The 23770-nt window shown below is 61.6% G+C and carries 25 protein-coding genes; 4 read left to right on the forward strand and 21 right to left on the reverse strand.

What is annotated here, in order from left to right:
• Positions 1 to 38 precede the first annotated feature (38 nt).
• Positions 39 to 1028 (reverse strand): putative B6 ABC transporter substrate-binding protein, encoded by a 990-nt coding sequence (locus ACZYHG_RS00745; RefSeq protein ID WP_464612105.1) that lies wholly within the window; start codon positions 1026 to 1028, stop codon positions 39 to 41.
• Between the two features lie 139 nt (positions 1029 to 1167).
• Between ACZYHG_RS00745 and ACZYHG_RS00750 the strand changes: the two genes are divergently transcribed.
• A complete protein-coding gene (locus ACZYHG_RS00750; RefSeq protein WP_464612106.1) occupies positions 1168 to 1593 on the forward strand; it encodes a hypothetical protein in 426 nt (141 codons plus the stop codon).
• Positions 1594 to 1631: 38 nt separating this feature from the next.
• On the opposite strand, the gene ACZYHG_RS00755 is transcribed toward ACZYHG_RS00750, so the two are convergent.
• The 10 genes from ACZYHG_RS00755 to ACZYHG_RS00800 form a co-directional block, all read right to left on the reverse strand.
• Positions 1632 to 2642, reverse strand: coding sequence for an ABC transporter substrate-binding protein (locus ACZYHG_RS00755; RefSeq protein ID WP_464612107.1), 1011 nt, complete (start codon positions 2640 to 2642; stop codon positions 1632 to 1634).
• Positions 2643 to 2663: 21 nt separating this feature from the next.
• Positions 2664 to 3479, reverse strand: a complete 816-nt coding sequence (locus ACZYHG_RS00760; RefSeq protein ID WP_464612108.1) for an ABC transporter permease — start codon at positions 3477 to 3479, stop codon at positions 2664 to 2666.
• Complete coding sequence (locus ACZYHG_RS00765) at positions 3476 to 4309, reverse strand: ABC transporter ATP-binding protein (protein WP_464612109.1); 834 nt, start codon at positions 4307 to 4309, stop codon at positions 3476 to 3478. Before ACZYHG_RS00765 ends, ACZYHG_RS00760 begins: the two co-directional genes overlap by 4 nt.
• 1 nt (position 4310) lies before the next feature.
• Complete coding sequence (gene fhmpcd1, locus ACZYHG_RS00770; protein WP_464612110.1) at positions 4311 to 5240, reverse strand: 5-formyl-3-hydroxy-2-methylpyridine 4-carboxylate 5-dehydrogenase; 930 nt, start codon at positions 5238 to 5240, stop codon at positions 4311 to 4313.
• Positions 5237 to 6868, reverse strand: coding sequence for a GMC family oxidoreductase (locus ACZYHG_RS00775; RefSeq protein ID WP_464612111.1), 1632 nt, complete (start codon positions 6866 to 6868; stop codon positions 5237 to 5239). The genes fhmpcd1 and ACZYHG_RS00775 overlap by 4 nt, the downstream gene beginning before the upstream one ends.
• A gap of 104 nt (positions 6869 to 6972) precedes the next feature.
• Complete coding sequence (locus ACZYHG_RS00780; protein ID WP_464612112.1) at positions 6973 to 7695, reverse strand: class II aldolase/adducin family protein; 723 nt, start codon at positions 7693 to 7695, stop codon at positions 6973 to 6975.
• Positions 7696 to 7767: 72 nt separating this feature from the next.
• Positions 7768 to 8226, reverse strand: a complete 459-nt coding sequence (locus tag ACZYHG_RS00785; protein WP_464612113.1) for a YbhB/YbcL family Raf kinase inhibitor-like protein — start codon at positions 8224 to 8226, stop codon at positions 7768 to 7770.
• A gap of 30 nt (positions 8227 to 8256) precedes the next feature.
• On the reverse strand, positions 8257 to 8847 hold the full coding sequence (locus ACZYHG_RS00790) for an amino acid synthesis family protein (protein WP_464612114.1): 591 nt from the start codon (positions 8845 to 8847) through the stop codon (positions 8257 to 8259).
• 68 nt (positions 8848 to 8915) lie between these two features.
• The gene (locus tag ACZYHG_RS00795) at positions 8916 to 10055 is read right to left on the reverse strand and encodes an FAD-dependent oxidoreductase (RefSeq protein WP_464612115.1); all 1140 of its coding nucleotides are present in this window, start codon (positions 10053 to 10055) and stop codon (positions 8916 to 8918) included.
• Between the two features lie 43 nt (positions 10056 to 10098).
• Positions 10099 to 10935 (reverse strand): alpha/beta fold hydrolase, encoded by an 837-nt coding sequence (locus tag ACZYHG_RS00800; protein WP_464612116.1) that lies wholly within the window; start codon positions 10933 to 10935, stop codon positions 10099 to 10101.
• A gap of 65 nt (positions 10936 to 11000) precedes the next feature.
• Here ACZYHG_RS00800 and ACZYHG_RS00805 point away from each other — a divergent pair, with 65 nt between their 5' ends.
• Together ACZYHG_RS00805 and ACZYHG_RS00810 are read left to right on the forward strand one after the other, a co-directional pair.
• The gene (locus ACZYHG_RS00805) at positions 11001 to 11789 is read left to right on the forward strand and encodes a GntR family transcriptional regulator (RefSeq protein ID WP_245268895.1); all 789 of its coding nucleotides are present in this window, start codon (positions 11001 to 11003) and stop codon (positions 11787 to 11789) included.
• Positions 11786 to 13330, forward strand: a complete 1545-nt coding sequence (locus tag ACZYHG_RS00810; RefSeq protein ID WP_464612117.1) for a GMC family oxidoreductase — start codon at positions 11786 to 11788, stop codon at positions 13328 to 13330. The genes ACZYHG_RS00805 and ACZYHG_RS00810 overlap by 4 nt, the downstream gene beginning before the upstream one ends.
• Before the next feature lie 86 nt (positions 13331 to 13416).
• Here the strand turns inward: ACZYHG_RS00810 and ACZYHG_RS00815 are convergent, their stop codons facing one another.
• From ACZYHG_RS00815 to ACZYHG_RS00835, 5 genes are all read right to left on the reverse strand, one after another.
• Positions 13417 to 14487 carry an ABC transporter ATP-binding protein gene (locus tag ACZYHG_RS00815; RefSeq protein WP_464612118.1) on the reverse strand — a complete coding sequence of 357 codons (1071 nt, stop codon included), beginning with the start codon at positions 14485 to 14487 and terminating at the stop codon, positions 13417 to 13419.
• Between the two features lie 10 nt (positions 14488 to 14497).
• Complete coding sequence (locus ACZYHG_RS00820; protein WP_464612119.1) at positions 14498 to 15343, reverse strand: carbohydrate ABC transporter permease; 846 nt, start codon at positions 15341 to 15343, stop codon at positions 14498 to 14500.
• On the reverse strand, positions 15336 to 16199 hold the full coding sequence (locus ACZYHG_RS00825) for a carbohydrate ABC transporter permease (protein ID WP_464612120.1): 864 nt from the start codon (positions 16197 to 16199) through the stop codon (positions 15336 to 15338). The genes ACZYHG_RS00820 and ACZYHG_RS00825 overlap by 8 nt, the downstream gene beginning before the upstream one ends.
• Positions 16200 to 16344: 145 nt before the next feature.
• A complete protein-coding gene (locus tag ACZYHG_RS00830; protein WP_464612121.1) occupies positions 16345 to 17583 on the reverse strand; it encodes an ABC transporter substrate-binding protein in 1239 nt (412 codons plus the stop codon).
• A gap of 118 nt (positions 17584 to 17701) precedes the next feature.
• Positions 17702 to 18337, reverse strand: coding sequence for a GntR family transcriptional regulator (locus ACZYHG_RS00835; protein ID WP_464612122.1), 636 nt, complete (start codon positions 18335 to 18337; stop codon positions 17702 to 17704).
• A gap of 133 nt (positions 18338 to 18470) precedes the next feature.
• Here ACZYHG_RS00835 and ACZYHG_RS00840 point away from each other — a divergent pair, with 133 nt between their 5' ends.
• Positions 18471 to 19610, forward strand: a complete 1140-nt coding sequence (locus ACZYHG_RS00840) for an enolase C-terminal domain-like protein (protein WP_464614843.1) — start codon at positions 18471 to 18473, stop codon at positions 19608 to 19610.
• Between the two features lie 227 nt (positions 19611 to 19837).
• Here ACZYHG_RS00840 and ACZYHG_RS00845 read toward each other — a convergent pair whose 3' ends face one another.
• From ACZYHG_RS00845 to ACZYHG_RS00865, 5 genes are all read right to left on the reverse strand, one after another.
• Positions 19838 to 20347, reverse strand: coding sequence for an SRPBCC family protein (locus ACZYHG_RS00845; RefSeq protein WP_464612123.1), 510 nt, complete (start codon positions 20345 to 20347; stop codon positions 19838 to 19840).
• 290 nt (positions 20348 to 20637) lie between these two features.
• Positions 20638 to 21705: an alkene reductase gene (locus tag ACZYHG_RS00850; RefSeq protein WP_464612124.1), complete on the reverse strand. Its 1068-nt coding sequence runs from the start codon at positions 21703 to 21705 to the stop codon at positions 20638 to 20640.
• Positions 21706 to 21745: 40 nt separating this feature from the next.
• Positions 21746 to 22222 carry an AtaL-like protein gene (locus tag ACZYHG_RS00855; protein WP_464612125.1) on the reverse strand — a complete coding sequence of 159 codons (477 nt, stop codon included), beginning with the start codon at positions 22220 to 22222 and terminating at the stop codon, positions 21746 to 21748.
• A 37-nt stretch (positions 22223 to 22259) separates the two neighbouring features.
• Complete coding sequence (locus tag ACZYHG_RS00860; RefSeq protein WP_464612126.1) at positions 22260 to 23123, reverse strand: SDR family oxidoreductase; 864 nt, start codon at positions 23121 to 23123, stop codon at positions 22260 to 22262.
• A gap of 30 nt (positions 23124 to 23153) precedes the next feature.
• A complete protein-coding gene (locus ACZYHG_RS00865) occupies positions 23154 to 23642 on the reverse strand; it encodes a histidine kinase dimerization/phosphoacceptor domain -containing protein (protein ID WP_464612127.1) in 489 nt (162 codons plus the stop codon).
• Between the last annotated feature and the right edge of the window lie 128 nt (positions 23643 to 23770).

Raw genomic sequence — 23770 nt, forward strand, 5'->3', positions numbered from 1 at the left:
TGACGGATCACCCCTCCAGCAGCCTGTATTTGATCGCCTTACTGGGCGACGCTTGTCATCAACGCCCTGACGGCGGCCGCGTCAAACACTGGATCGACCTTGATCTTGCCGGAAATGACGTCTTCGCGCAGCGCCTGGATTTCCGCCCAGACATTGTCCGGGATCGCAGCGGTCTTCAGCAGCTTCACCGAATCGTCCTTGAGGCCGATCGCATAGTGCTTGGTGCCGAACGTGTCGGCCTTCAGGTCAGCGATCATCGCCGCGTAGACCGGCTCGATGTTCCACACCACCGACGACAGCAGGAAGCCTTTGTCGATCGGCGACTTGTCACCGATGACGTCGATGAAATAGACCTTGCCGCCGTCAGCCGCCTTGGTCGTCTCGACTGCCTGCAGCATGCCGAAGCTCGAACCATTGCCCTGGCCGAAGATGATGTCCGCACCCGACGCGATCACGCTTTCGGTGACGCGCTTGCCGCCGGCCGCGTCGCTGTAGGCGGCCGGCCCGATCACCGCGTAGGTGATCTTGACGGCTGGGTTCTCGGCCTTCACGCCCTGCGCGAATGCCGCCGATTGCGAGTTCCACGACGGCGGTTCGCCCGAGACGACGATGCCGACCGACTTCGAACGCGACATCTTGGCGGCCAGACGGCCGGCGAGATAGGCGCCCTGGTGGCCGCTCAGCGTGTAGTCTGCGACGAGACCCTTCTCCAGGCCGTTGGGGGTGTCGACGATGGCTACCGGAACTTTCAACTCCTTGGCGATTTCGGGCGCCGAGGTGTTGTAGCCGCTGGCATGCGCGATCAGTAGGCTGGCGCCATCGGACGCAAGTTCCCGCATGGTCGGACGAACGTCGCCATAGCCGAGGCCCTGAGCCACGACCACTTCGACGCCGGCGGCCTTGCCCGCGGCCTTTGCCGCGTCGATGCCTTGCTGGTTCCAGCCATAATCCGTGCCTTCTTCGGGCGTCAGGATTGCGATCGACTTGACTTCACCGGCAAACGCGCCGCCAAGCAAGACACCGCTCAATATAAGTGCACTTACACTGCTTTTAAGAAGCTTTAACATTTTACCCTCTCTGGTTGACTACCAATCATTATTCTTATTGTTATTGCGCGGAAGCGAGATAGACTGCCTGCACAAACCCACCCTACGGAGCTCAGGCAAAGTGAAGATTCGTTATATTCTCCCGGTGATGCTGGCGTTCACGTCCTTCGCCAATGCGGTTGAGTTGCACCACGTCACCGTGCGCACCGGGACTGACGGGCTCGACATGGTGCCATTGACGATTTCAAATGCGGGCAACGAAGGCTTGTCCTGCAATGCCGACTTCGCCCACTGGTATTCGGCCGGGATCGCGACCGTCGAGCCGGGCAAGAGCGCCCGTGTCGAACTCTGGTTCGATCCCAAGACGGGCACGTTCACGATCCTCAACGACAAGCGCGAGAACCTGCCCGTCGAGCGGCTGTGGTGCGGCCTGTCGGGCCGCACATATGCGACCCGCGTGCAGATCACGCTTGACCGCACCGACGCGGCGAAAGGCGAGCGCGTCGTGTCCTGCGCCATGGTGCAGGACAGCTTGGTCTGCCGGTAGGCGCTCATCGATTTGCCCGCCCCGACACCGCGCGCCTCCTACTTGGTTGCCAGGAACGTGTCGGTGAAGACGTCGTCCGCCGAGAGAGCCGTCTTGAGCACGCCCTGATCGGTGAGCGTCTTCAGCGTTTCCTCCCATTGCGTCTTGGTCATCCAGCCGAGACCGTGTTCCTTGGTGTCCGGGCTGGTGAAGGTCGACGCGATGTCGGCATTGATCTGTGCCAGCAACACATCCTTCTTGTCGGCATAACCGGGTGCTGCCTTGGCAGTGATCTCGGCAGCCTCTTCGGGGTGCGCCACGACATAGTCGAAGGCCTCCCTGTAGCCCTTGACGAAGCGGGCGACGACATCAGGCTTGTCCTTGATCATCGCCTGCGAGGTGAAGAGGCCCGAGCCATAGGCCTTCCAGCCGTAATCGGCGCCCAACATGATGCTGAGCGAGCCGGGGCCTCCAGCCTTGGCCTCCAGTTCGGGGACCTCGGCATCGACATAGCCGATCACCGTCTGAACCCGGCCAAGGAGCAGGTAGCTTTCATAAGGCGGCGAAACGCTGTTCAGCGTCATGTCCTTTTCGGTCAGGCCATTGGCCGCCAGGAAGCCCTTGAAGAAGAGGTAGGTTGAACCGGCCGGATGAATGCCGATGGTGAGCCCCTTGAGATCGGCCGGCTTGGTGAGCTTCACGGTCTTGGCCAGCGACATGATCGCCAGCGGCGAGTGCTGGTTGACGGCTGCCAGCGCCACCACCGGAACATTCTGCGACCGCGCGACGGCCAGCGTGGGAAGATCACCGAAACCGAAATCCGCGTTCCCGTTGCCGACCAGCCGCATGGCGTCCGGCGAGCCGGAACCCTTGCGGATCTCGGTCACGTCGATGTCGTTCTTGGCGAAGAAGCCCTTTTCCTTACCGACGAAGAACATGGCGTGGTTGCCGCGCACCACCCAGTCTAGCTGGACGTTGACCTTGTCTGCCGCCAGCGCCATGTCGGAGAAGCCAAGCGCGCCGGCAAACGCTGCAAGCGTGGCTGCTTTGATGAGTGAACGTCTGAGCATTGTTCTATCCTTCCTGGGGACTTAGGCCCGACTGAATTTCGGTGCCCACGGCACCACGATGCGTTCGAGAATCTCGGCGGCGTAGTAGAAGGCGATGCCCAGCACCGAAACGAGCAGCAGCGCCGCGAAGACCAGTGCCGTGTCGAGTTGGGTAGAAGCGAACTGGATGACGTAGCCGAGCCCGTCCGAGGCGCCGGCGAACTCGCCGACGATGGCGCCGATGACGCTGAGCGTCGCGGCGATCTTGGTTCCGGCCATCAGGTTCGGCAGCGAATGCGGGACGCGGATCCGAAACAGGATCTGGGTCTGGCTGGCGCCGACCGAATTCATCAGTGACAGCAGCGAGCGGTCGACCGACTGCATGCCCGCCAGCATCGACAGCGTCACCGGGAAGAAGGCGATGACCAGGATCAGGCCGATCTTGGGCGCGAGCCCGTAGCCGAACCAGAGGATGAAGATCGGCGCCAGCGCCACCTTGGGAACATTCTGGAACAGCACCACCAGCGGATAGAGCGCTCGCCCCAGCCAGTCGAAGCGCACGATGACCAGCGCGATGGCAATGCCGACCACGACAGAGACAACGAAGCCGAACAGGATCTCGCCGGCCGTCACCAGTGTCGCCCGCATCAACGTTGCCCATTGCGCGACCAGCGACTGCGCGATCTCGGAGGGGGCCGGAATGATGAAGGCGGATATGGCGAAGATCCGCACCACGGCTTCCCAGACGATGATCGTCGCCAGCAGAAGGATGACCGCTGGCAGCCAGCTGCCTGTCGCCGCTGCCCAGTTGGAGGCAAGCCGCGGCTCGGAGAGATTGGTGATGGGTTGATCGCTCACGACGTGCCTCCCGGTTGGTGGCTGGCGCGCAGCATCATCCGCAGATGAACCGCCAGCCTGACGAACTCCGGATCTTCCGTGACCGACAGATCGCGCGGATAGGGCAGACCGATGTCGAGGCTCTCGGTGATCCGCCCGGGCTTGATCCCCATCACGTGGACATGGCGCGACAGGTGGATAGCTTCGTCTATGGAATGGGTGACGAGCACGATGGTCTTGCCGGTGCGCTGCCAGATTTCCAGCAGCGACTGGCCCATCGAATCGCGGGTTATGGCGTCAAGCGCGCCGAACGGCTCGTCCATCAGCAGCACCGCCGGATCGAGCGCCAAGGCCCGCGCGATGGCGACGCGCTGACGCATGCCGCCGGACAATTCATGGGGACGCTTGTGGGCGCTGTCGCCCAACCCAACCAGTTCCAACATCTCCTGCCCGCGCGCCCGCAAATCCGCGCGCGAGAGCGACTTGTCGGCGATGCCAAGCAGCATCGATGCGTTGTCGACGGCATTCTTCCACGGAAGCAGGTTGGCGTCCTGGAAGACGAGGCCGATCATACGCTTGCGCGCCGCCTCGACCGGCGAAAGCCCGGCGATCGAAACGCTGCCGCTCGTCGGATTGACAAGCCCGGCAAGAACCTTGAGCAAGGTGCTCTTGCCGCAACCGGAAGGCCCGATGAGGGAGACGAACGACCCCTTCGGTATCGCAAGGTCGATATTCCTTAGCACCAATTGCCTGGCCATGACGACCGAAACGCCCTTGGCGGAGATCAGGTCGTCATCGTGGCGGATATGGGCTAGCCGGCCGCCTGCTGCTCGAATGGGTTCCATGCGCATGCTACTCCCGGCCCTCCAGGATGCGCCGCACCGCGACGAGTTTGCGGGCCCGTTCGCCTTGCAGGGCCTTCGTCTGCTCGGGCGTATAGGAGAACATGCCCTCGCCCGACTTGATGCCGAACTTCGACGCGTTGGTCTTTTCCAGCACCATCGGCGCGACGTCGTCGCGATTGGAGAGATCCGCGTTGAGGAAGGAGGAGACGGATTTGTAGATATCGAGGCCCGCCATATCGAGGAGCGCCATCGGCCCGATCACGGCGATCTTGTAGCCGATGCCCCACGACACGCAGGTATCGAGATCTTCCGGATCGATGACGCCGCGCTCGACAAGGTCGACCGCCTCGCGCAGCAGCGCATAGAGGACGCGATTTTCGACGAAGCCCGGAACATCCTTCTTCACCACCACCGGCAGCAAGCCGATGGAGCGGATAAGGTCGCGGATGACAGCCACGGTTTGCGGCGCAGTCTTCTCGCCGGCGATCACCTCGATCATCGGGATGATGTGCGGCGGGTTCGACCAGTGCATGCCCACCATCCGCTCGGGATGCGAGATATGCGCCTGCAGCTTGGTGATCGGAATACCGGACGTGTCGGACGCGACGATCGTGTCCGATGCGATCAGGCCGTCGATCGCGTGATAGACGTCGGCCTTGACCGAAATGTTTTCAGGAACGTTCTCGATGACGAGATCGGCACCGGACACCGCATCGCCGATGTCGTTGGTGAAGCGAACCGTTCCAACGCCAGCCGGCGGCGGTGCGATACCGAGGGAGTTAAGGACGGTCTCGGCCACGCCCAGCATGGATCGCGCGCGCTCGATCGCTGCCGGGGCAACGTCGTAGGCGACGACCTGAAGGCCGCCTCTGGCGAGCCGGGCGGCCATGCCCGGACCCATCGTGCCCATACCGATGATGGCGATACGCTGGATCATGACACTGCCCTGCTTTCTTTCGAACTGGCGATGAGATCGGCGGCTTTCTCGGCGATCATGATCACTGCCGCATTGATGTTTCCGCAGACCAGGTCGGGCATGACGGAAGCGTCCACCACGCGCAGACCCTGGACGCCGCGAACGCGCAATTGCGGATCAACGACAGAGGCTTCGTCGGCGCCCATCCGGCAAGTCCCGGCGGGATGATGCACGGTGATGGAGGTCTTGCGGATATGCTCGTCGATCTCGTCGTCGCTCTGGCACTTCGGCCCGGGGAAAAACTCCGCCGCGATGAAGGGCTGCATGGAGGGCTGCGACGCGAGATCCCGCGCCACCCTGAAGCCGGCCCGCAGCGACTCCCAATCCTTCGGCGAGGCGAGGAAATTCTGATGGATCAGGGGTGCCGCCGCAGGATCGGCCGACGCCAGCTTCACCGCGCCCCGGCTTTCGGGCTGCGTCGCCACGATGCGTGTTGCGAAGCCGTCCGCAAACGGCGCCTTGAATGGCTTGAAGTATGGCCATGCGGCGAGCGGAGCTGCCGTGAAGAGCAGTTGCACATCCGGCAACGGTCGCGCCGGGCCGCTCTTCAGGAAGGCGACGACACCGCCAGGCACATCGCCGGAAAAACCGCGTCCCGTGAAGTAAGTCTTGACGAAATCGAGCCCGATCCGGTCGGCACGCATGTTGCGCAGGAACGGGCCGCCCGGAGCCCGGCGCCGGTACATGAGGATGACCGAGACATGGTCCTGCAGGTTCTTGCCGACCGCCGGCAGGTCAACCCGCGTCTGGATACCGTGGGCGGCAAGCTCATCCTGCGCCCCGATGCCCGACAGCATCATGAGTTGCGGCGTGTTGATCACACCGCCGGAAAGCAGCACTTCCTTGCGGGCGAGAACCGTACGTTCGGCTCCGCGATGGTTGATGGTGACGCCGGTGGCGCGCGCACCCTCCAGCACGATCCTGGTCGCGCTCGCTTCCGTCAGGACGGTCAGGTTGGGCCGCTTCAGGACCGGCCGCAGATAGGCTGTCGCGGTCGAGCTGCGCCGGCCCTTTGAAATCGTCATCTGGAGGCGGCCGAACCCTTCCTGCCGCTCGCCATTGTAATCTTTCGTCTGGTCGTAACCGGCGTCCACGCTGGCTTGTGCAAAGGCTTCGATCAGCGTGTCCTTGTAGCGGCAGAACTGGGTGCTGACTGGGCCCCTGCCGCCACGATACTGGTTCTCGCCGCCTTGCCAGCTTTCCTGTTTTCGGAAGTACGGCAGCACCTTGTCATAGGACCAGTCGCTGAGCCCCGCTGCTGCCCAACGATCGTAGTCGCCGCGATTGCCCCGCACATAGGCCATGGCGTTGGTCGACGATGATCCGCCGACCACCTTGCCGCGCGCGCATTCGACCCGGCGTCCGCCGACATTGTCTTCCGGCTCGCAGAAATACATCCAGTCATGGCGTCGCTCGGTCAGGATCTTGCCCCAGCCAAGCGGAATGTGGATCATCGGATCACGATCCCAGCCGCCGGCTTCCAGCAGCAGCACCGAACATTTCGGGTCGGCGCTCAGCCGGTTGGCAAGCACGCAACCGGCCGATCCGGCCCCAACGATGATGTAATCGTAACTTTCCGCGTGCGGCATCGTTCTACTGCTTTCGCCTGACGCCCCGAAGAATTTGAAGATCGGGGCCGGATACCTTGGCAGGGACCAGGCCCTCCCAGGGAATGTTCAAAGACCCGCTGGCGCTAGGCCAGGCCCTTTTCTCTGAGGCGCTGCGACCAGTGGTCCCATCCACGATCGATCTGGGCGCCGACGAGATTTCCCGCGGCCTTGATTTCGCCCGGCGACAGATACTTGATGTTGCCGATCCGCAGGCCGGCGGTCTGCGCTGCTGCTTCCTGTTCAAGATAGAAAGCCCGGAACACCACCTGCCGGACAGAAGTGCCGACATTGACGACGCCGTGCCGCGCCATGAGGACGACGGGATAGGTCCCGAGGCTTTCGGCGATGTCCGCACAGACGCTGCGGCTGCCGCCAAAGAGATCGGTCTCGTCTCCCTGCTTGTCGCGTATCTCGTAGACTGGGACGGCGTCGCCGAGGAAAGCCCCCATATGGGTCACAGGCCGTAGCGGCTGGTCGGTGAAGCAGTAAGGCAGGACAGCCGGAGAATGGCTGTGCAGCACGCACTGGACGTCGGGCCGTGCCTTGTAAATCTCGCTGTGGATGTAGCGCTCCAGATAGGACGGCCTGTTGTCCGAGGTCTCGCCATCGAGATTGAAACGCTGCATGTCACCGGCCGTTATCAGGCTCGGAGCAAGCTTCTGCGCCAGGAAGAAGCTTTCGGGATCCTCGGGGTCACGGGCACTGATATGCCCGAACGTATCCAGGATGCCTTCGTTCAGAAGGATCTTCGTTGCCGTGACAAGCTCTTCGAAGACCTTCTGACGCGCTGGGCTGTTGTCTGTCATTTCCAAATTCTCCCACTACGCGGCGATGGCGACCATTCTTGTTGTTTTTATCGGTCGCCAGCGCCGCGGATTTCACTTGTTTTCGTAGATGCCCACGATCCGGTTCTGCTCGATGATGTTGCCGGCATATTTCTGCAGGAACTCCTCCCGGGTGGGCGTGCCTTCGACCTTCGTGTCGAGGGCATAGACCCAGAAGTAGTAGTGATGTTCTCCGTGGCCCGCGGGCGGCTGCGGCCCGTAGTACTGCTTATGGCCGGCACCATTGGGACCGACGCGGAACTTCTCCTGCGCGTCCGAAAGGTCGGTGGCCGAGGGATCGATGCCGTAGACGACCCAATGCGTGAAACCGTTGGCGAGCGGTGCGTCCGGATCGTGGCAGATGACCGCGAGTTCTTTCGTCCCTGCCGGGACGCCACTGATCGTAAGCTTGGGCAATACATTGCCCTTGTCGCCGGCATGTTCATCGCGCAGTTTCCCGAGCGGCTTGAAATCCACTGAGGTAATCTTGAGGTCCTTGATGTTCAGGGGCATTAAATTCGTCCTTCAGCAATTTCGATCGAACTAGACACTGGCCTTCAGGTCGGCGACGGACTTGCCGCCGACACGCTGATGCACACGCGGACCCGATGCGACGGCGACGCAGATCAAAAGCTCGTCCGGGCGCGGGGCATCCGGCACGGAAAAGGTGACGGCATCATAGTGGGAACGGATGTAGAGCTCGTCCTTGTGGGCAAGCGGAATGTCGATGGTGGTGCCGGCGACGGCGACCTTGCTGACCGACGAGATCCAGGCCTTGCCACCGCCCACCTGCTGCCGCAGCGGATCGCCAAATACCGTGGTGATGCAAGCGACGACATGTTCCTGTTCGCCTGATGTACCCGCGATGCCGCCTTTGCCGTAGCTTTCGACCGGCCTGTTGCCGAGCAGCGCCACGGCCCGCTCGCCAAGCGCATGACCGATGGCCGAACTCGGACCTGTCAGCTCGGACAGTTCGGCGACGAACTTTCCGGCGAAGGGATTGCGTATGACAACGGCTGTCGCGACTTTGACCAGGGTCTCGCCAGGTGTGCCGCCGTCATGCCGGCTTTCCTGGACCGAGGAATACCAGCCCCTGACGTCATAATCTCGTTCGACTTCACTGGAATAGTTCATCTTCATCTCCTGAAGGCGCGCGCCGCTTCCGCACGCGCCAATTAATTCGTTGACCGGCTCGTTCGACACTACTGCGGCCATGAGAAGACACGGCGCAGCGGATCGTAGCGGGCAGCTTCCAGTGCCGCTGGCGTGAACATGTTTCCTTTCGACAGCGAGCGGTTCGCCGCATAGTCGCCGGACAGGGCCTGGCAGCGATCGGTGATGGGGCGAATGCGCTTTTCCCACCCGAGAAGCGCGTCTTCGACCGAAGAGCTTTCCTCCAAATCCTGCGACAGGCTGAAGGCGTTGACCATCGCGCAACCGGCGCCCTGGGCAAGTGCCGGGCACATCGCATGCGCGGCATCGCCCACAAGGGCGACCTTGCCTCTTGTCCAGCTATCCAGCTTGGTCGTTTCGTACTTGTCGTAGCGGGCGGTTTTCAGCTTGGCCGCCTCGATCAGGCATGGCTCCAGGAACGGAAACATCTCGACCCAAACTTCGAGATCGATCGGAACGGCGGATCCTCGAGGATCGGCGGCCGGAGCCATCAAGCCCAGATAGAGTTCATTCTCATTGCAGGGCGAGTAGAGAATGCGCTGAACACGCGGCCAGAAGTTCCACATGTCGATTGTGTTGTCCCACTCGCCATGACCGAGATCCTTCTTCATGCGCGGGACAATCAGTCGGATGAGACCATCTTTCGAAACCCATCGATCCTGTTTGAAGCCGATGGAGTCCCTCACCTTGGAGCCAACGCCATCGGCGCCGACGATCAAGTCGGCTTCGAGAACCTCGCCGCTATTAAGCGTCAGGCGGCCCTCCGGATCGGCGGCGACGGCTTCGGAGTTGACGCGGATATCGACGCCCACGGCACGGGCCCGATTGACCAGGGCATCGTGCAGATGGCTGCGCGTCATGATGCGCCAGGGGAGCCCGTTGAACGTCTCCTTGGAAACCGACTTGTTGTGCATCCAGGTCTCGTAGGTCGGAGGCGTGTGCGAGCCCTGGAGAACCTCATCCAGGGCACCCAGCCCTTCGAGCACGCGAAGGCCATTGTGCCAGAGATAGATGCCTGCGCCGAATGCCCGCAGCTCGGAGCTCTTTTCGTGCAGCCTGACATCCCAACCATTCTGCCTCAGAGCAATGGCGGCTGTCAGGCCGGCAAAGCCGCCGCCGGCGACTTCGGCGCGACGGATTTTGCCAGGGACTTTGTTTAAATTGGACATTCTCTGGATCCTGCTGCGTAGTAGGAGACCGTGCGTCTGGCCGTCACGCGTCTATGAAGTTGGTGATGGCTTTCAGGGTGATCTCGGGAGAGACCTCGTTGACGTAATGGTCGGCACCCGGAACGACGACGACCGGCAGATCCGGTCGCAACTGGCTTGTCTTGGCCAGCGCCGCCGCTGACACCAATTTGCTCGTTTCGCCCCGGACAATGAGGATGGGCTTCGTCACGTCCCGGTAAGCAGGCACCAGGTCCGCTCGCAGGCCTTTGGCGGTCTGCGCCATGGCCGCAGGCGAGGCCAATGGACGCAATCCGCCGTCGACCGGCTGATAGCCGCTCTGAGCCCTGATCTTGATGGCGTCGGCGGGAATGTTCGGATAGCGGCCGGCGAGGTATGCTTCGACGGCCTTTACATTCTCGAAGAGCTGGCTGCCTGCGTTCACGCGCGCTTCCAACGCATCCAACGCTTCAGTCTCGATATACGGCGTAAAGTCGATGGCGACGACCGACCGCACCAGATCCGGATATTTCGCCGCGGCCGTGACGGAATTTCTAGCACCGAGCGAATGGCCGACGAGGATCGCATGGCCTCGATCGAGAGTGCGTATCAGGCCGGCGATGTCGTCCGCGTAATCATTCGCTTCGTAGCCGGTATCCGGCTTGTCGCTGCGGCCATGGCCCCTCTGGTCAACCGCTATGGCCGTAAACCGATCCGAGAGCCGAGCCATCAACGGCATGAAGACGGCGGAGTTGGAGGTGATGCCGTGGAAGAACAGCATCAGCGGGCCGTTGCCCGTCTCGCGCACGTTCAAAGTGATGCCGCCAATGTCGACGCGGTGCGAGACGAAGTGGTCGGAAGGTGTGTCCGCCGCCATGTCCATGATCCTCGCCTCCGCTGCCCGTCTCCAGCAAAAGGATCATATCAGCCGGGGGGCCGTCAAGCAGATTGTCTGACATTCTTGCAATCTTCGGATTTGACAATCTGGCTATCCTGCTGTCAAATTTCCACAGCGTGGCGTATGATGTTTCACATTGCGACCCAAAGGCCCAAGAGGCGTTACCGATGCCCCCAGATTTGAATTTGCGAATTTCGCCACGGACCGTGCAACGGGAAACCGTCGACAAATTGCGGCTCGCCATCTTCTCCGGACTGTTCCAGCCGGGAAGCCGCCTGATCGAAAGCCAGCTGTGCACACAGCTCGGCATCAGCCGCCCCTCGCTGAGGGAGGCTTTGCGCAGTCTTGAGGCCGAGCGCCTGATCGAGATCGTGCCCAACCGCGGACCGTCGATACCGGCGCTTTCCTGGGAGGTGGCAACCGCCATCTACGAGGTTCGAGAGCTGTTGGAAGTCGAGGCAGCGGGACGATGCGCGCTGAGAATCTCCCCGGAGCAGCTGCGTGAGCTCGAGAAATCTCTTTCTGCGTTCGAAGAGGCGGCATCCAGCAATGACAGCCTGGCGCAGGTCATGACCGCCGCGGACTTCTATTCGATCATACTCGCCAATTGCGGGAATCCGATCCTGGAAGAAGTCCATCGCGGTCTGGTGGCCAGGATTAGCTTCTTTCGAGGGCGATCGATGTCCCTGGAAGGCAGGGCGCAAAGCAGTCTGGCGGAGATGAGGGAGATATTCGAATCCATCGCCGCCGGCGACGAGAAAGCCGCCCGCAAAGCCTCGAAACAGCACGTCTTGAGGGCGAAAGCGGCAGCCAAGATTTCCATGGACCACGGAATTTGAGTTCTCCGAATTGCGATATCGTCATCGTCGGTGGCGGTTCGGCCGGGACGTTGCTTGCCGCGCGACTGAGTGAAGCGCCGGATAGACGCGTTCTGCTGATCGAGGCCGGCGAAGAGGCGAGCGACCCCGACATCTGGAACCCCGCTGCCTGGCCGGCGCTTCAGGGCCGCAGCTACGATTGGGATTATCGGACGGAGCCGCAAGCCGGCACTGCCGGCCGGGTGCATCATTGGGCACGCGGGCGATTGATCGGCGGCTCGAGTTGCCTGCACGCGATGGGTTACATGCGCGGCCATCCGGCCGACTTCCAGGCCTGGGTCGATGCGGCCGGGGATCGCCGATGGAGCTGGGATGACCTGCTGCCCGTTTTCCAAGCTAACGAAAACCACCCGCTTGGCGGCGACGGCATTCACGGCAAAAGCGGGCCGTTGCCGATCTATTTGCCAGCGGACGAAGTCAGTCCGGTTGCTCGCGCCTTCATCGAGGCAGGCGCATCGCTGGGTCTGCCTCGCCTCGAGGGCCACAACAGCGGAGAGATGATCGGCGTCACTCCAAACTCCTTGAACATTCGCGACGGGCGGCGGGTCACTGCGGCGGACGCCTGGCTTACCGGGATAGTTCGAAGCCGCAAGAACCTGACCATCCTTACCGGGACCCGGGTACGCCGGCTCAACCTGGGAGCCAATCAGGTCCGCAGCCTCGGGGTCGTCGGGCAACAGGGTTCGGCCGAAGTCTTTGCGGATCAAATTATCCTTTCTGCCGGAGCGCTGGAAAGTCCGGCCTTGCTGATGCGCTCGGGCATCGGTCCGCACGATGTGCTCGATGCCGCCGGCGTTGGCTGCCTGATCGACATGCCTGGAATCGGCCGCAACCTTCAGGATCACCTGCTTGGTGCCGGCAACCTCTATGCAGCCCGCAAGCCGGTGCCGCCATCGCGCCTCCAACATTCGGAGTCGATGGCCTATATGCGCGCTGACAGCTACAGTGCTGGCGGGCAGCCTGAAATCGTCGTTGGTTGCGGCGTCGCGCCGATCGTGTCCGAAAGCTTCCAGGCGCCTGAAGCCGGCACGGCCTACTCGCTGCTGTTCGGCATCACCCATCCGACGAGCCGCGGCAGCCTGCGCATAAGCGGGCCTGAGTTGGGTGACCGATTGATCATCGACCCGGCATATCTGCAAACCGGTCGGGACCGCGCGCTGTTTCGCCGGGCCCTCGAGGCAGCACGAACAATCGGGCATAGCGATGAACTTGCCGGCTGGCGAGAGCGCGAACTCCTGCCAGGCACCCTGAACAGTGCGGCCGAGATGGACGACTTCATCGCGCGGTCGGTCATCACACACCATCATCCCTGCGGAACTTGCAGGATGGGTAAGGACGCGGATGCCGTCGTCGATGCAGATCTAAGATTGAAGGCGCTCGACAATCTTTTTGTCGTGGACGCGTCGATTATGCCGAACCTCACCGCGGGACCGATTCATGCTGCGGTGCTTGCGATCGCCGAGACCTTCGCTCGACGGCACCGGGAAATCCTACAATCTTGACCCTGTGATTCCAGCGCTGAGAATTCGATCGCCCGGCGCTCCCCTTTGGAAGGCGTCGAGATTGGAAGCGCCCTGGCGCCCGTGCCCTAAAGATCGATGCGCTGCTCGCTGGCGGGATCGAACAGGTTGATGCTGGCCGGATCGACGGCAAGGAATATCGGCTCGTTTCGCCGGCCTGCAAACCTCGGTGGCAGGCGGGCGATGATCGACTGTTCACCAACCTGCACCGTCACCATGGTTTCCGGCCCTGTAGGCTCCACGACGTCGATCACCCCCGTGACCGAAGCTTCATCACGCCCGACCGCCTTTAATTCTTCAGGCCTTATGCCCAGGATCGCCGGGCGCTCTGAATCAACCGGCCGCTTGCCGGCCTGCAATGCGACCGACACGCCGCTCGCCGCGAAACTCACGCCATTCGCGTCCGTGACCAGGCGCCCGGGCAGGAAGTTCATCGCTGGTGATCCGATGAAACTTGCAACGAATACGTTCGCGGGCCGCTCGTATATGGTGCGAGGATCGGCAAACTGTTGGATGTGGCCGCCCTTCATCACCGCCACCTTGGTGGCCAGCGTCATCGCCTCGATCTGATCATGAGTCACATAGACGATGCTCGTGCCGAGACGCTCGTGCAGGCGCTTGATCTCCGTGCGCATTTCCACACGAAGTTTTGCATCGAGATTGGAAAGCGGCTCGTCAAAGAGGAACAGCTCCGGGATCGCGCGCCCCATTGCAACGCGCTGGCGCTGTCCTCCCGAGAGATTGGCGGGGCGTCGGTCGAGCAGATGCGAAATCTGCAGCAGCCGCGCGGCATCGTCGACGGCGCGCTTGCGCTGGCCGGCGCCCACGCCACGCATTTCCAATCCGAAGCCGATATTTCTCTCCACCGACATGGTGGGGTAAAGTGCGTAGGACTGGAACACCATCGCGATATTGCGGTCCTTGGGCGCGAGATCCACAATGGAGCGTCCGCCGATCAGGATGTCGCCGCCCGATGTGTCGTCCAGGCCCGCAATCATGTTGAGCAGGGTCGACTTGCCGCATCCCGACGGCCCGAGCAGGACCAGAAAGCCTCCGTCCTCGAGCTCGATATCCACCCCGTGAAGGACCTGTACGGAGCCATAGGACTTGCGCACGTCCTTGATGGAAAGTGTCGCCATGCGAAAACTCCTAACCTTTGATGGCGCCCGCGGTCAGCCCCTGAACCATGGTTCGCTGGACGATGGCGAAGAGGACGATGACGGGCAGGATGCTGAGAATGCCACCTGCCGCCAGGACCCCCCATGGAAGCTGGAATTCGCCGACCATCAGTTGCAGGCCCACCGGCCAGGTGCGCGATCCCTGCCCCGTCGTCAGCATCAGCGCGAACAGGAACTCGTTCCAGGCAGCGATGGCAATGAACACCGAACTTGCCACAAGGCCGTTGCGCGCCAGCGGCATGACGATACGGACCATGGCGCCAAGCCTTGTCGATCCGTCGACGCGCGCCGCGCTCTCGAGCTCCTTGGGTGCGGAATCAAAGAAACCTTTGAGCATCCACACGAACAGCGGCAAAAGGAAACTCGTATAGGCAAGCGCAAGTCCGAAACGGCTGTCGACGAGACCAACGCTACGCATGACGACATAAAGGGGAATGATCATCATGACCGCGGGGAACATGCGCACGACGAGATAGCCGAGCATGAGCTGCGTTCGGCCGCGAAACGCAAAGCGTGAAAATGCATAGGCTGCAAGCGTACCCGTGGCGACGCAGATCGTCACCGTCAGGAAGGTGACGACCAGGCTATTGGCTATCAGCCGTGGAAAGCCGGACTGCGTCCAGATCGCTACATAATTGTCGAAGGTGACGCGCCTCGGTATGTACTGCATCGTCTGGGTGACAATGTCGGCCTCATATTTGAGCGACGTCAGAAACATCCAGATCATCGGACCGATGCAGAACATCGACAGGGTCGCGAGGACGAAGTAGGTGGCGATGTTGCCGATCACCCGCCTGCGGCGCTTGCTTTCAATCATCGCCCTCTCCCTTGGTGATCCTGGACAGGCGGATATAGGCCGCCGCGAAGATCATCAGGATCACGAACATCACCACCGACAGCGCGGATGCGTAGCCGAAATTGAATTCCTTGTAGGCGGTCTGGAAGGCGTATAGCGACAGGACCTGCGTGGCGTCTCCCGGTCCGCCACCGGTGAGAATGAGGAGTAGATCGGGCGAATTGACCAGACCGATGACGCGCAGGATCACTGCCGCCGCTATAACGGTCTTAAGCATCGGCAAGGTGATCAGCCTGAGCTGCGCCAAGACGCCCGCGCCGTCCACCGCGGCTGCCTTGTAGAGGTCTTCAGGAATACTTTTCAGGCCCGCGAGCAGCAGCAGCGCGAAGAACGGAAAACCGTGCCACGCCTCGACAAGGACGGCCGCCGCAAGCGCGGTATTGGGATCCGCGAACCATGCCTTGTAGGTCTGCAGCACGCCGACGCGAACAAGAAGATCGTTGATGACCCCAAGCCTCGGATCGAGCAGCAAGGCCCACATATGGCCCGCCACGACGTTGGGCAGGAAATAGGGAAGCAGGATGAGCACGGCAAAGATCTTCGTGCCCGGCAAATCCCTGTTGAGGGCCGTCGCGGCGAGAAGGCCGAGCGCCAGTTCCATCACCACGGCCGCGGTGACCCAAACGACTGTATTCTTTAGCGCGATCCAGAAGACAGGGTCGGACCACATTGCCGCGTAATGTTTGAAGCCGACCCAGCCACCCAGCCCCGGACGCGTCAGACGCATCTCGCGAAAGCTGATCGCCATGCCGTAAAGCGTCGGATAGGCAATCACCAGGAGGATCATGACGAGGCTTGGAAGAAGCAGCAAATACATCCAATACCGGGTCTCGGACAGTTCGCCGAGAGCCCGCAAAGGCCGATAACCGCTCGAGCTTGATGTCATGGATCCGCGATGCGAAGCATCGTCCCGTTGCGTTCAGAGCATGGCCGCGCGTCGCGGCAGGCCGTGCAGGGATGTATCAGCGAAGGGCGGCCTCGAGGCCCTGGATCATACGGTCCACAGCCTGTTCCGACGTCGACTGACCCGTGAGCACCGATTGAAAAGCGGGATTGACGACATTCTCGGACCAGCCCGCCGCGCCAACGAAATTGTTCGGCAGACGTCCGAACTCGAGCGTTTCGACCGCCGCGTGATAAATTGGATTGCCGGTGATCCGCGGATCTTGCAGGGCAGCGGCGGAGGCCGGAAAATAGCCCGTTCCTTCGAGCAAGGTCAGGGCAGCATCGGTCTGGCCCCAGAAACTCACCCAGCGCCAGGCAGCCTCAATGTTGTCTTCCTTCATGATGCCATTGCCGGCGTAGGCAACACGAGCGACATGCGCCTTGGGGCCGGCCGGCATGGGTGCGGTCGAGAATTGCTTGCCCTGCTTCATCGCGGCCGAGATTTCATTCAGCGAACCGGTGTGGTGCCACACCATTGCCGTCTGCCCGGTGCGGAACCCCTCCATGATCTGGCGGTAGCTGTCGTTGGGCGCGCTCGGCGGCACGACCTTTTCCTTCAAGAAGAGATCGGAATAGAATGTTATCGCCTCGATCGCCGCGGCCCTGTCGATGGCTGGCTGCCCATCCTTGACGATCGGCGAGCCGAACGCTTCCATGACATCGATAACATATTTGAAACCGCCGGCGCCGGCGCGCATGCCGAAGGCATATCTCCCCTTCGACGGATCGGTAAGCTTGCGGCAGGCGCTCAGGAATTCGTCGAAAGTCCGAGGCGGGCCTGCCAGTCCGGCTTCCTCGAAATAGTCGGCGCGGTAGTACATCCAATCGACGAAAGCGAAGGCGGGAACCGCATAGATGGCGCCGTTGCTGGAAAGCCCGGTCCAGCGGTTTTCGGGAAAATTCGCCTTGCCCTTCCAGCCGTTCACCCGCTCGGTGAGGTCAATCAACCCCTCCATCGCGGTGAGATCTGCGAAACGCTCGGCGATCACCATGGCGGTATCCGGGCGCCCACCAGCCAGCACGGCCGAAGAGACCTTCGCCATATATTCGGAGTTCGGAATGTTTTCCTGCGTCACCGCCACATCGGCATTCGCCGCCTGAAACAATGCGATGATCTTCAGCAGGCTGGCCATTTCCGACTGGCTTGTGAAATGGTGCCAGTAACTGATGGCACTCGCGGCACGGGCGCCACCGATCTGCCCTGCCATCGCCAAGGCCGCCGAACCCATGAGAAACTGCCTCTTGTTCAACTGCATGAGATCTCCTCCAAGATATCAGATCATCAATCTGATCTATCAGTTGAAGTTTGGGTAGCATCCTTTCCCACGCCATGCAACCGCCCGACGGGCGAAACGACGGACCGCCATCGACCTGTCAGACAAGTCCCAGGTTTCGCTGCATCGCTGCCTGGAAATGCGCCTGCAGCTTTGCTTCGGCGGCGTCGGCATTCCTCGTGCCGCAAGCCTCGAGGATGTCGAGATGCTCCTTGAGCGTCCGGATCATGATGGGTGTCGTGATCTTCCTGTCGAGCCGCAGCAGACGCAGATAGTTGTGCATGCGCCTGTAGGTGCTGTCGATCAGGGGATTGCGCAGTGCAGCGATCACCGCGCCGTGCAGTTCTCCCTCCAGCGCGTCCATCTCCTCCAGTTGTTCCTGTCCCAGACCATCGCGTTCCACGCGCCGAAGCAGCCGGGAATGCCGGATTTCCAAGCCATTCATGACGGCTTCATCGCCTTGCTCGGCAAAGACACGGACAGCCGCGCGCTCAATGATGGAGCGGAATTGGTAGGTAGCACGCGTAAGCTCCAGGCCGGGCCTGACGAACTGGATGCCGGAGCGCGGGTGGATGGTCAGGATCCCTTCCGCCTCAAGGACGCGCAGGGCGTCGCGAAGTGGGGCAACAGGCACGTCAACGATCGCGGACAACTCGTTTTGCGAGATGAATGCCCCAGCCGGAACGCGTCGGTCGAACAAGCCCTCCAGGATTCGTTCATAGGCGACATCGCTCATGCGGGCGGCCGCCACAAGGGGAAAAACGTCAGTTTTTGCTTTGCCCGCCACTTGCGGCACCTCCATTGCTCCGGTACTAAGAAGCCATCTGATAGATCAGTTTGATACGGTAACCGATCAGAAAGTCCGTGTGATGAGCCTTTCGCATTTTCGTATAACCCGATTTCAGTTCGCCCGCGACCGGGTAATCGGGGACAGTCAGGTTCGGGCGGATGATGTCAACGTCGCGGCGCTGGAACTCGTTTCCGAAAGTGGCGAGGTGGGGCTGGGATTCATCCAGACACTCTTCAATCCACTGCCGGATCAGACGGAGATCGAGGCTGTTTTCGAGCATGAGGTTTGGCCGGCCCTGAAGGGAAACAGGGCGATCGCCCTGGTTCACCGTGTACACCGTCCGCGCGGTGGCAATCAGCGGGCTCACTCCCTGCCCTTTCACGAAGCGGTTCAGGTGGCGCTTTGGGATCTTGCGGCGAAGGAAGCCGGCCTGCCCCTTCATGTCTTGCTTGGCAGTCGCCGCAACCGGGTGAAGGCCTATGCCAGCGGTCTCGATTTTCACCTCGACGATGATGCCTTCGTCTCGCTGTTCTCCCACGCGGCGTCGATTGGCTACTCGGCTTTCAAGATCAAGGTCGGCCACCCCGATTTCGACCGCGATCTAAGGCGCCTCGACCTGTTGAAGACCTGCGTCCCGGCCGGGTCCAAAATCATGATCGATCCGAACGAGGCCTGGACCTCGAAGGAAGCGCTCACGAAACTGGTGGCGATCCGCGAGGCCGGCCACGATCTTCTCTGGGTCGAGGATCCGATCCTGCGTCACGACCATGAAGGGCTGAGAACGCTCAGGCATGCCGTCACATGGACCCAGATCAACAGCGGCGAGTATCTGGATCTGCAAGGCAAGCGGCTTCTTCTGGAAGCCCATGCGGCAGACATTCTGAATGTCCACGGCCAAGTGACGGATGTCATGCGCATCGGGTGGCTGGCCGCCGAAATCGGGATACCGGTCAGCCTAGGTAACACGTTCCTGGAGGTTGGTGTGCACATGGCGGCCGCGCTTCCCGAGGTCGAATGGCTGGAATATTCATTTCAGAACTTTGACCATCTGGTCGAGCAGCCTATCGAAATCCGGGACGGCTACGCCTATGCGCCCGATCGGCCGGGCCACGGACTGGTGCTATCGGAAAAAGCGCGCAGCGAATGGATCAGGCCAAAGCGCCTGGCAAGATCGGAGCTCGGTGCCGCGCCAGAAAATCCACGTCTCTATCGCAAATGAGTTGACCGACCGGCTTCGGCATCGCCGATCTGCCCGCCGGACCATCCGCCAGATAGTAGAAAATGGAGGCAATATTGTCGGGATTGGGATCACCGTTCCGTATAAAATTGCGGTGATCCCTCACCTCGACGGGGTGACACAGGTCGCAAGGTGAATCGGCGCTGTGAACTTCATGCGCTGCAACGAAAACCGAAGCATGACCGGAACGAACACGGACGGCGCGGGCTTCAGGCCGCAGCGAAGTGCTTGACGACGTTTGCGAGACACACATCCATGTAACCCTTCCATTGGCTCTTCACGAACAGGGTGAGTGGGAGCTTGGTAAGCCAGTTCTTGGCGAGAAAGGTGTATGTCCATTTCACCCGCGTGCCGCCATTGGCCGGTTCGAACCAGAATTGCCCGCGCGCTTCGGTCATGAGATGCTTCAGCGCAAAGCTCGGGTCACTCACCCGATACGCGAAGTAGAAAGGCCGATCGTAGTGCGTGACACCCTCGCGCGCGGTGCTGCCGTCCGCCAGGTGGACGATCCTGTGCGAGCCGGGCCGATCCCACGGACCTGAAACATCCGAAGTCGACGCAACACCGGGCACCATTCCATAGCCGGTCAGGATTTTGGGAAGGACATCTTCGGCCGCAACAAAATCAAAGACTTCCTGGATGGCGTGCGAGACGAACACTTCTCGCGTGACCGCCACTTTCAGCCGCGCCGCGCGGCTAATCTCAAAATGGATCGTCACGATATTTCTCCTGGTTAATGTGATTGCAAAAGTAACAGGCGCTGCGGTGGGCAGAAGCCGGCGTTTCGGACAGCATCTCTCCCTCAAGACGCAGGACGAACCTTGGAACTCAAGGTTTGGTCTGCAGGCGTTTTCGTGGCCGCCAGCCGCGCTTCACTGTAGGAATGGGTTGATCGCTGCCAACGCATCGTCGAAGCGGTGCTCTGCCTCCGCATTGCGCATGGAGGTGCCGGCCTTGTTTCGGCCAGTTGCCGACGCGGGCGAGTTTGCGTCTCGTCCGCGCCGTAAAATCAGGCGGGATAAAGAGCGGGATAGTCGATGTAACCTTCAGCCCCGCCCCCGGCATAGAACAGTGCCGGCCGCGGCTCATTCAATGGCGCGCCCTCTTTGAGACGTGTGACCAGATCCGGGTTGGCAAGGGCCATGGCGCCTAGAGCTTCCATGTCGGCAACCCCGGCGGCAACATCGGCCCCGACCTGCGCGCGCGAGCGGCCCGGCCGATTGACGATCAAGACCCCGCCGAAAGCCTCCCGGATGTCCGCCAAGAGCGCTTCATTGCCGATATGGAGGATATGCAGATAGGCAACCCCGATCTTGTGAAACTCGGCCGCCAGGTAGCGGTAGAGATCGTCGTTCTCGTTGCCTTCGGCGATACCGCCCGTAGGTAGTCCCGGCGACAGCCTGATCGCCGTCTTCTCGGCACCGACCGCACCGACGATCGCTTGAACCACCTCAATGGCGAACCGTGCGCGGTTCTCAAGAGAACCGCCGAATTCGTCGGTGCGCTTATTCGCGTTCGGCGCAAGAAACTGGTGCACCAGATACCCGTTCGCACCGTGAACTTCGACGCCGTCGGCACCCGCTTCGATCGCGTGCTTGGCGGCGTTTGCGAAATCGGCGATGGTTTGCCGAACTTCGGCGGTTGTGAGCTCGCGAGGTTCCGGAACCGGCAGCATGCCTTTAACTGTGAACATGTTTTCACCGGCGGCAATCGCCGAAGGCGCAACCGGCTGGCGATGGTGCGGCGTGTTTTCCGGATGGGATCTGCGGCCGACATGCATGAGCTGGATGAACAGACGACCGCCCGCCTCATGGACGGCGTCGGCAACCTTCCGCCACCCTGCCACGTGATTGTCGTTGTAGATCCCTGGCGTGGCCAGATACCCCTGCCCGTCTTCGGACGGCTGGGTGCCCTCGGTGATCAGAAGACCCATCGTCGCGCGCTGTGCGTAATACTCGGGAGCCAGATCACCGGGTGTTCCGTCGGGCTTGGCCCGGCTTCGGGTCATCGGCGCCATGGCGAGGCGATGCGGCAGTTGCAGGTTGCCGAGTTTGAATGTGGACCAGACATAGGTCATGTGTTTTCTCCTAATTGTTGGGTTTGTGGGGTGCTGAGGATCAAAGCCTGCCTGCGGCAAGCAGCTCGCGGGTGCGTTTCAGCGTCGACAGCAGGGCGGATTTGTAGCCCTTCTCCTCGCTATCGAACTGCGTCTGCTCAGCCTGCTCCTCGGGGCCATTCGGCTCTTTGCCGCGAAGACCGATGTAGCAATAGAACTTGAGCTGCAGCTCGCCGGCATCATCCTCGAACAGCTCGTTGATGATCGCGCCTTCGCGTGGGCCGATCGCCTGGAAGAAGGTGACCTTGCTTTGCGGCTCAAGGGTGATGATCTCGCGGAGGTCGGCGTTGGCGATCGTGGCTTCGCGCACGAAGTGGCTCGCGCTCTCTTCCACGACGTCGCAGCGCGTGCAGAGGCCGGGCGGGAGGAAAAGGCGCGCGTCACGCGCCTTCAGCTCAAGGCCCTTCCAGACCTGCTCGCGCGTGAGCTCGGTGTCACCGGCGGGGTTCACCGGAACGGTTGCAGTTGAATAGATCATGGTGGGTCCCTTGATTGGGTGTTGTGGACAGCAGCGCTCAGGCAGCGATCTGAGCGGCGTAGTCGCGGTACGAGCGCAGCGGGCGGCCCAGCAGGGTGGTCAGCCGATCGACATCGCCGGCGTCCGGGACCATGCCGTCTGTCAGGAAGCGCTCCGCCATCAGGCGCATGTCTAGGGCCATCCAGCTCGGCATGAACTGTCGCAGGTTCTGCTCAAATCCCGCGGTGTCATCGCCGGGGTAGGCGATCGGGCGGCCGAGGACGTCCGTCCAGATCGCCGCGGCATCAGCGCCAGTCAGCGTATCCGGGCCGACCAGGTTGATGCGGTTGAGCGGGAGCGGCGTGGACGACTGTTCGCGGCGGATGAGCTCGATCGCAGCGATCTCGCCAACGTCGCGGGCGTCGATCATGGCAAGGCCCCTGCTGCCGATCGGCATGGGGTAGATGCCGTAGCCCGTGATCACGTCCTTGATGGTGATGTCGTTGTCCATGAAGTAGGCGGGGCGCAGGATGGTGGCGTTGAGGCCCATCTGCTCGATCATCCGCTCGACGCCGAACTTGCCCGCGAAGTGCGGCACGTTCACGTAGACGTCGCTGTGGATCACCGAGAGATAGACAATCCGCTCGATGCCGACTTCGCGAGCAACGGCCAAGGCGACGAGGGCCTGGGTATATTCGTCGGCCACTACCCCGTTCAGCAGGAACAGCGTGGACACGCCCGAGAAGGCGCTGCGCAGCGCGTCGACGTCGAGCAGGTCGCCTTGGGCGACTTCGACGCCGGCCGGGAAATTGGCCTTGGACGGGTCGCGAACCAGAACGCGCACGTCGGCGCCACGGTTCACAAGTTGTTCGACAACGTTGCGGCCTACATTGCCGGTCGCGCCAGTTACGAGGATGGTCATAGAGGTACTCCTGGTTGGTTGTTAAGTCTGCTAACAATCTAACGGCCCAAATTCACACCCACTAGCCGCGCAATTTAGACGCACCGTCTCACTGGTGGAACGATAGAAGCCTTGGTTGGAGGAATGAGGCGGCAGCGTCGAGTGCAGCGGATTCGGCTTCCGGGATGGCAAGAGTTGGCCGGGAAAAATGGCGACTGGGGTAACGTCCATGCGCCCGCCGATACCGATGACGTCGATCACAAGATCTCCGGCGAAAGCGGAGACGTCGAAACGCCGCATGTCATGCGACTGAGAGGTTCGCCGATTGACGGTCGCTACGGCGTCGACGCGCTCCAGCATTGTTTCGAGCTTTGCGGGAATCGCAGGATTTTCGACGGTGCGCGCCTGAAATCGCAGCAGCGCGGTGATCAACGTCAGACCGTTCTTAACGCGGTGATCGAGTTGCTGGAGCAGTAGGATCTTCGCCTCGAGCACAACCGCCAGCTCCGCAATGCGGCCAGCGGCCGTGTACGCGCTCACTCAAAAAAGGGGGCTATGGGTTGCACCGGTCCAATCGAGGAGCCCGGCGCAAAGTGCACGCGGGCCTCACGATGCATTCCAGCGACGCTCTGCTACAAGATCGGCGCAGTGCACCGCAGTGTCCCTAC

This window comes from Mesorhizobium subarcticum (genome assembly GCF_055456085.1).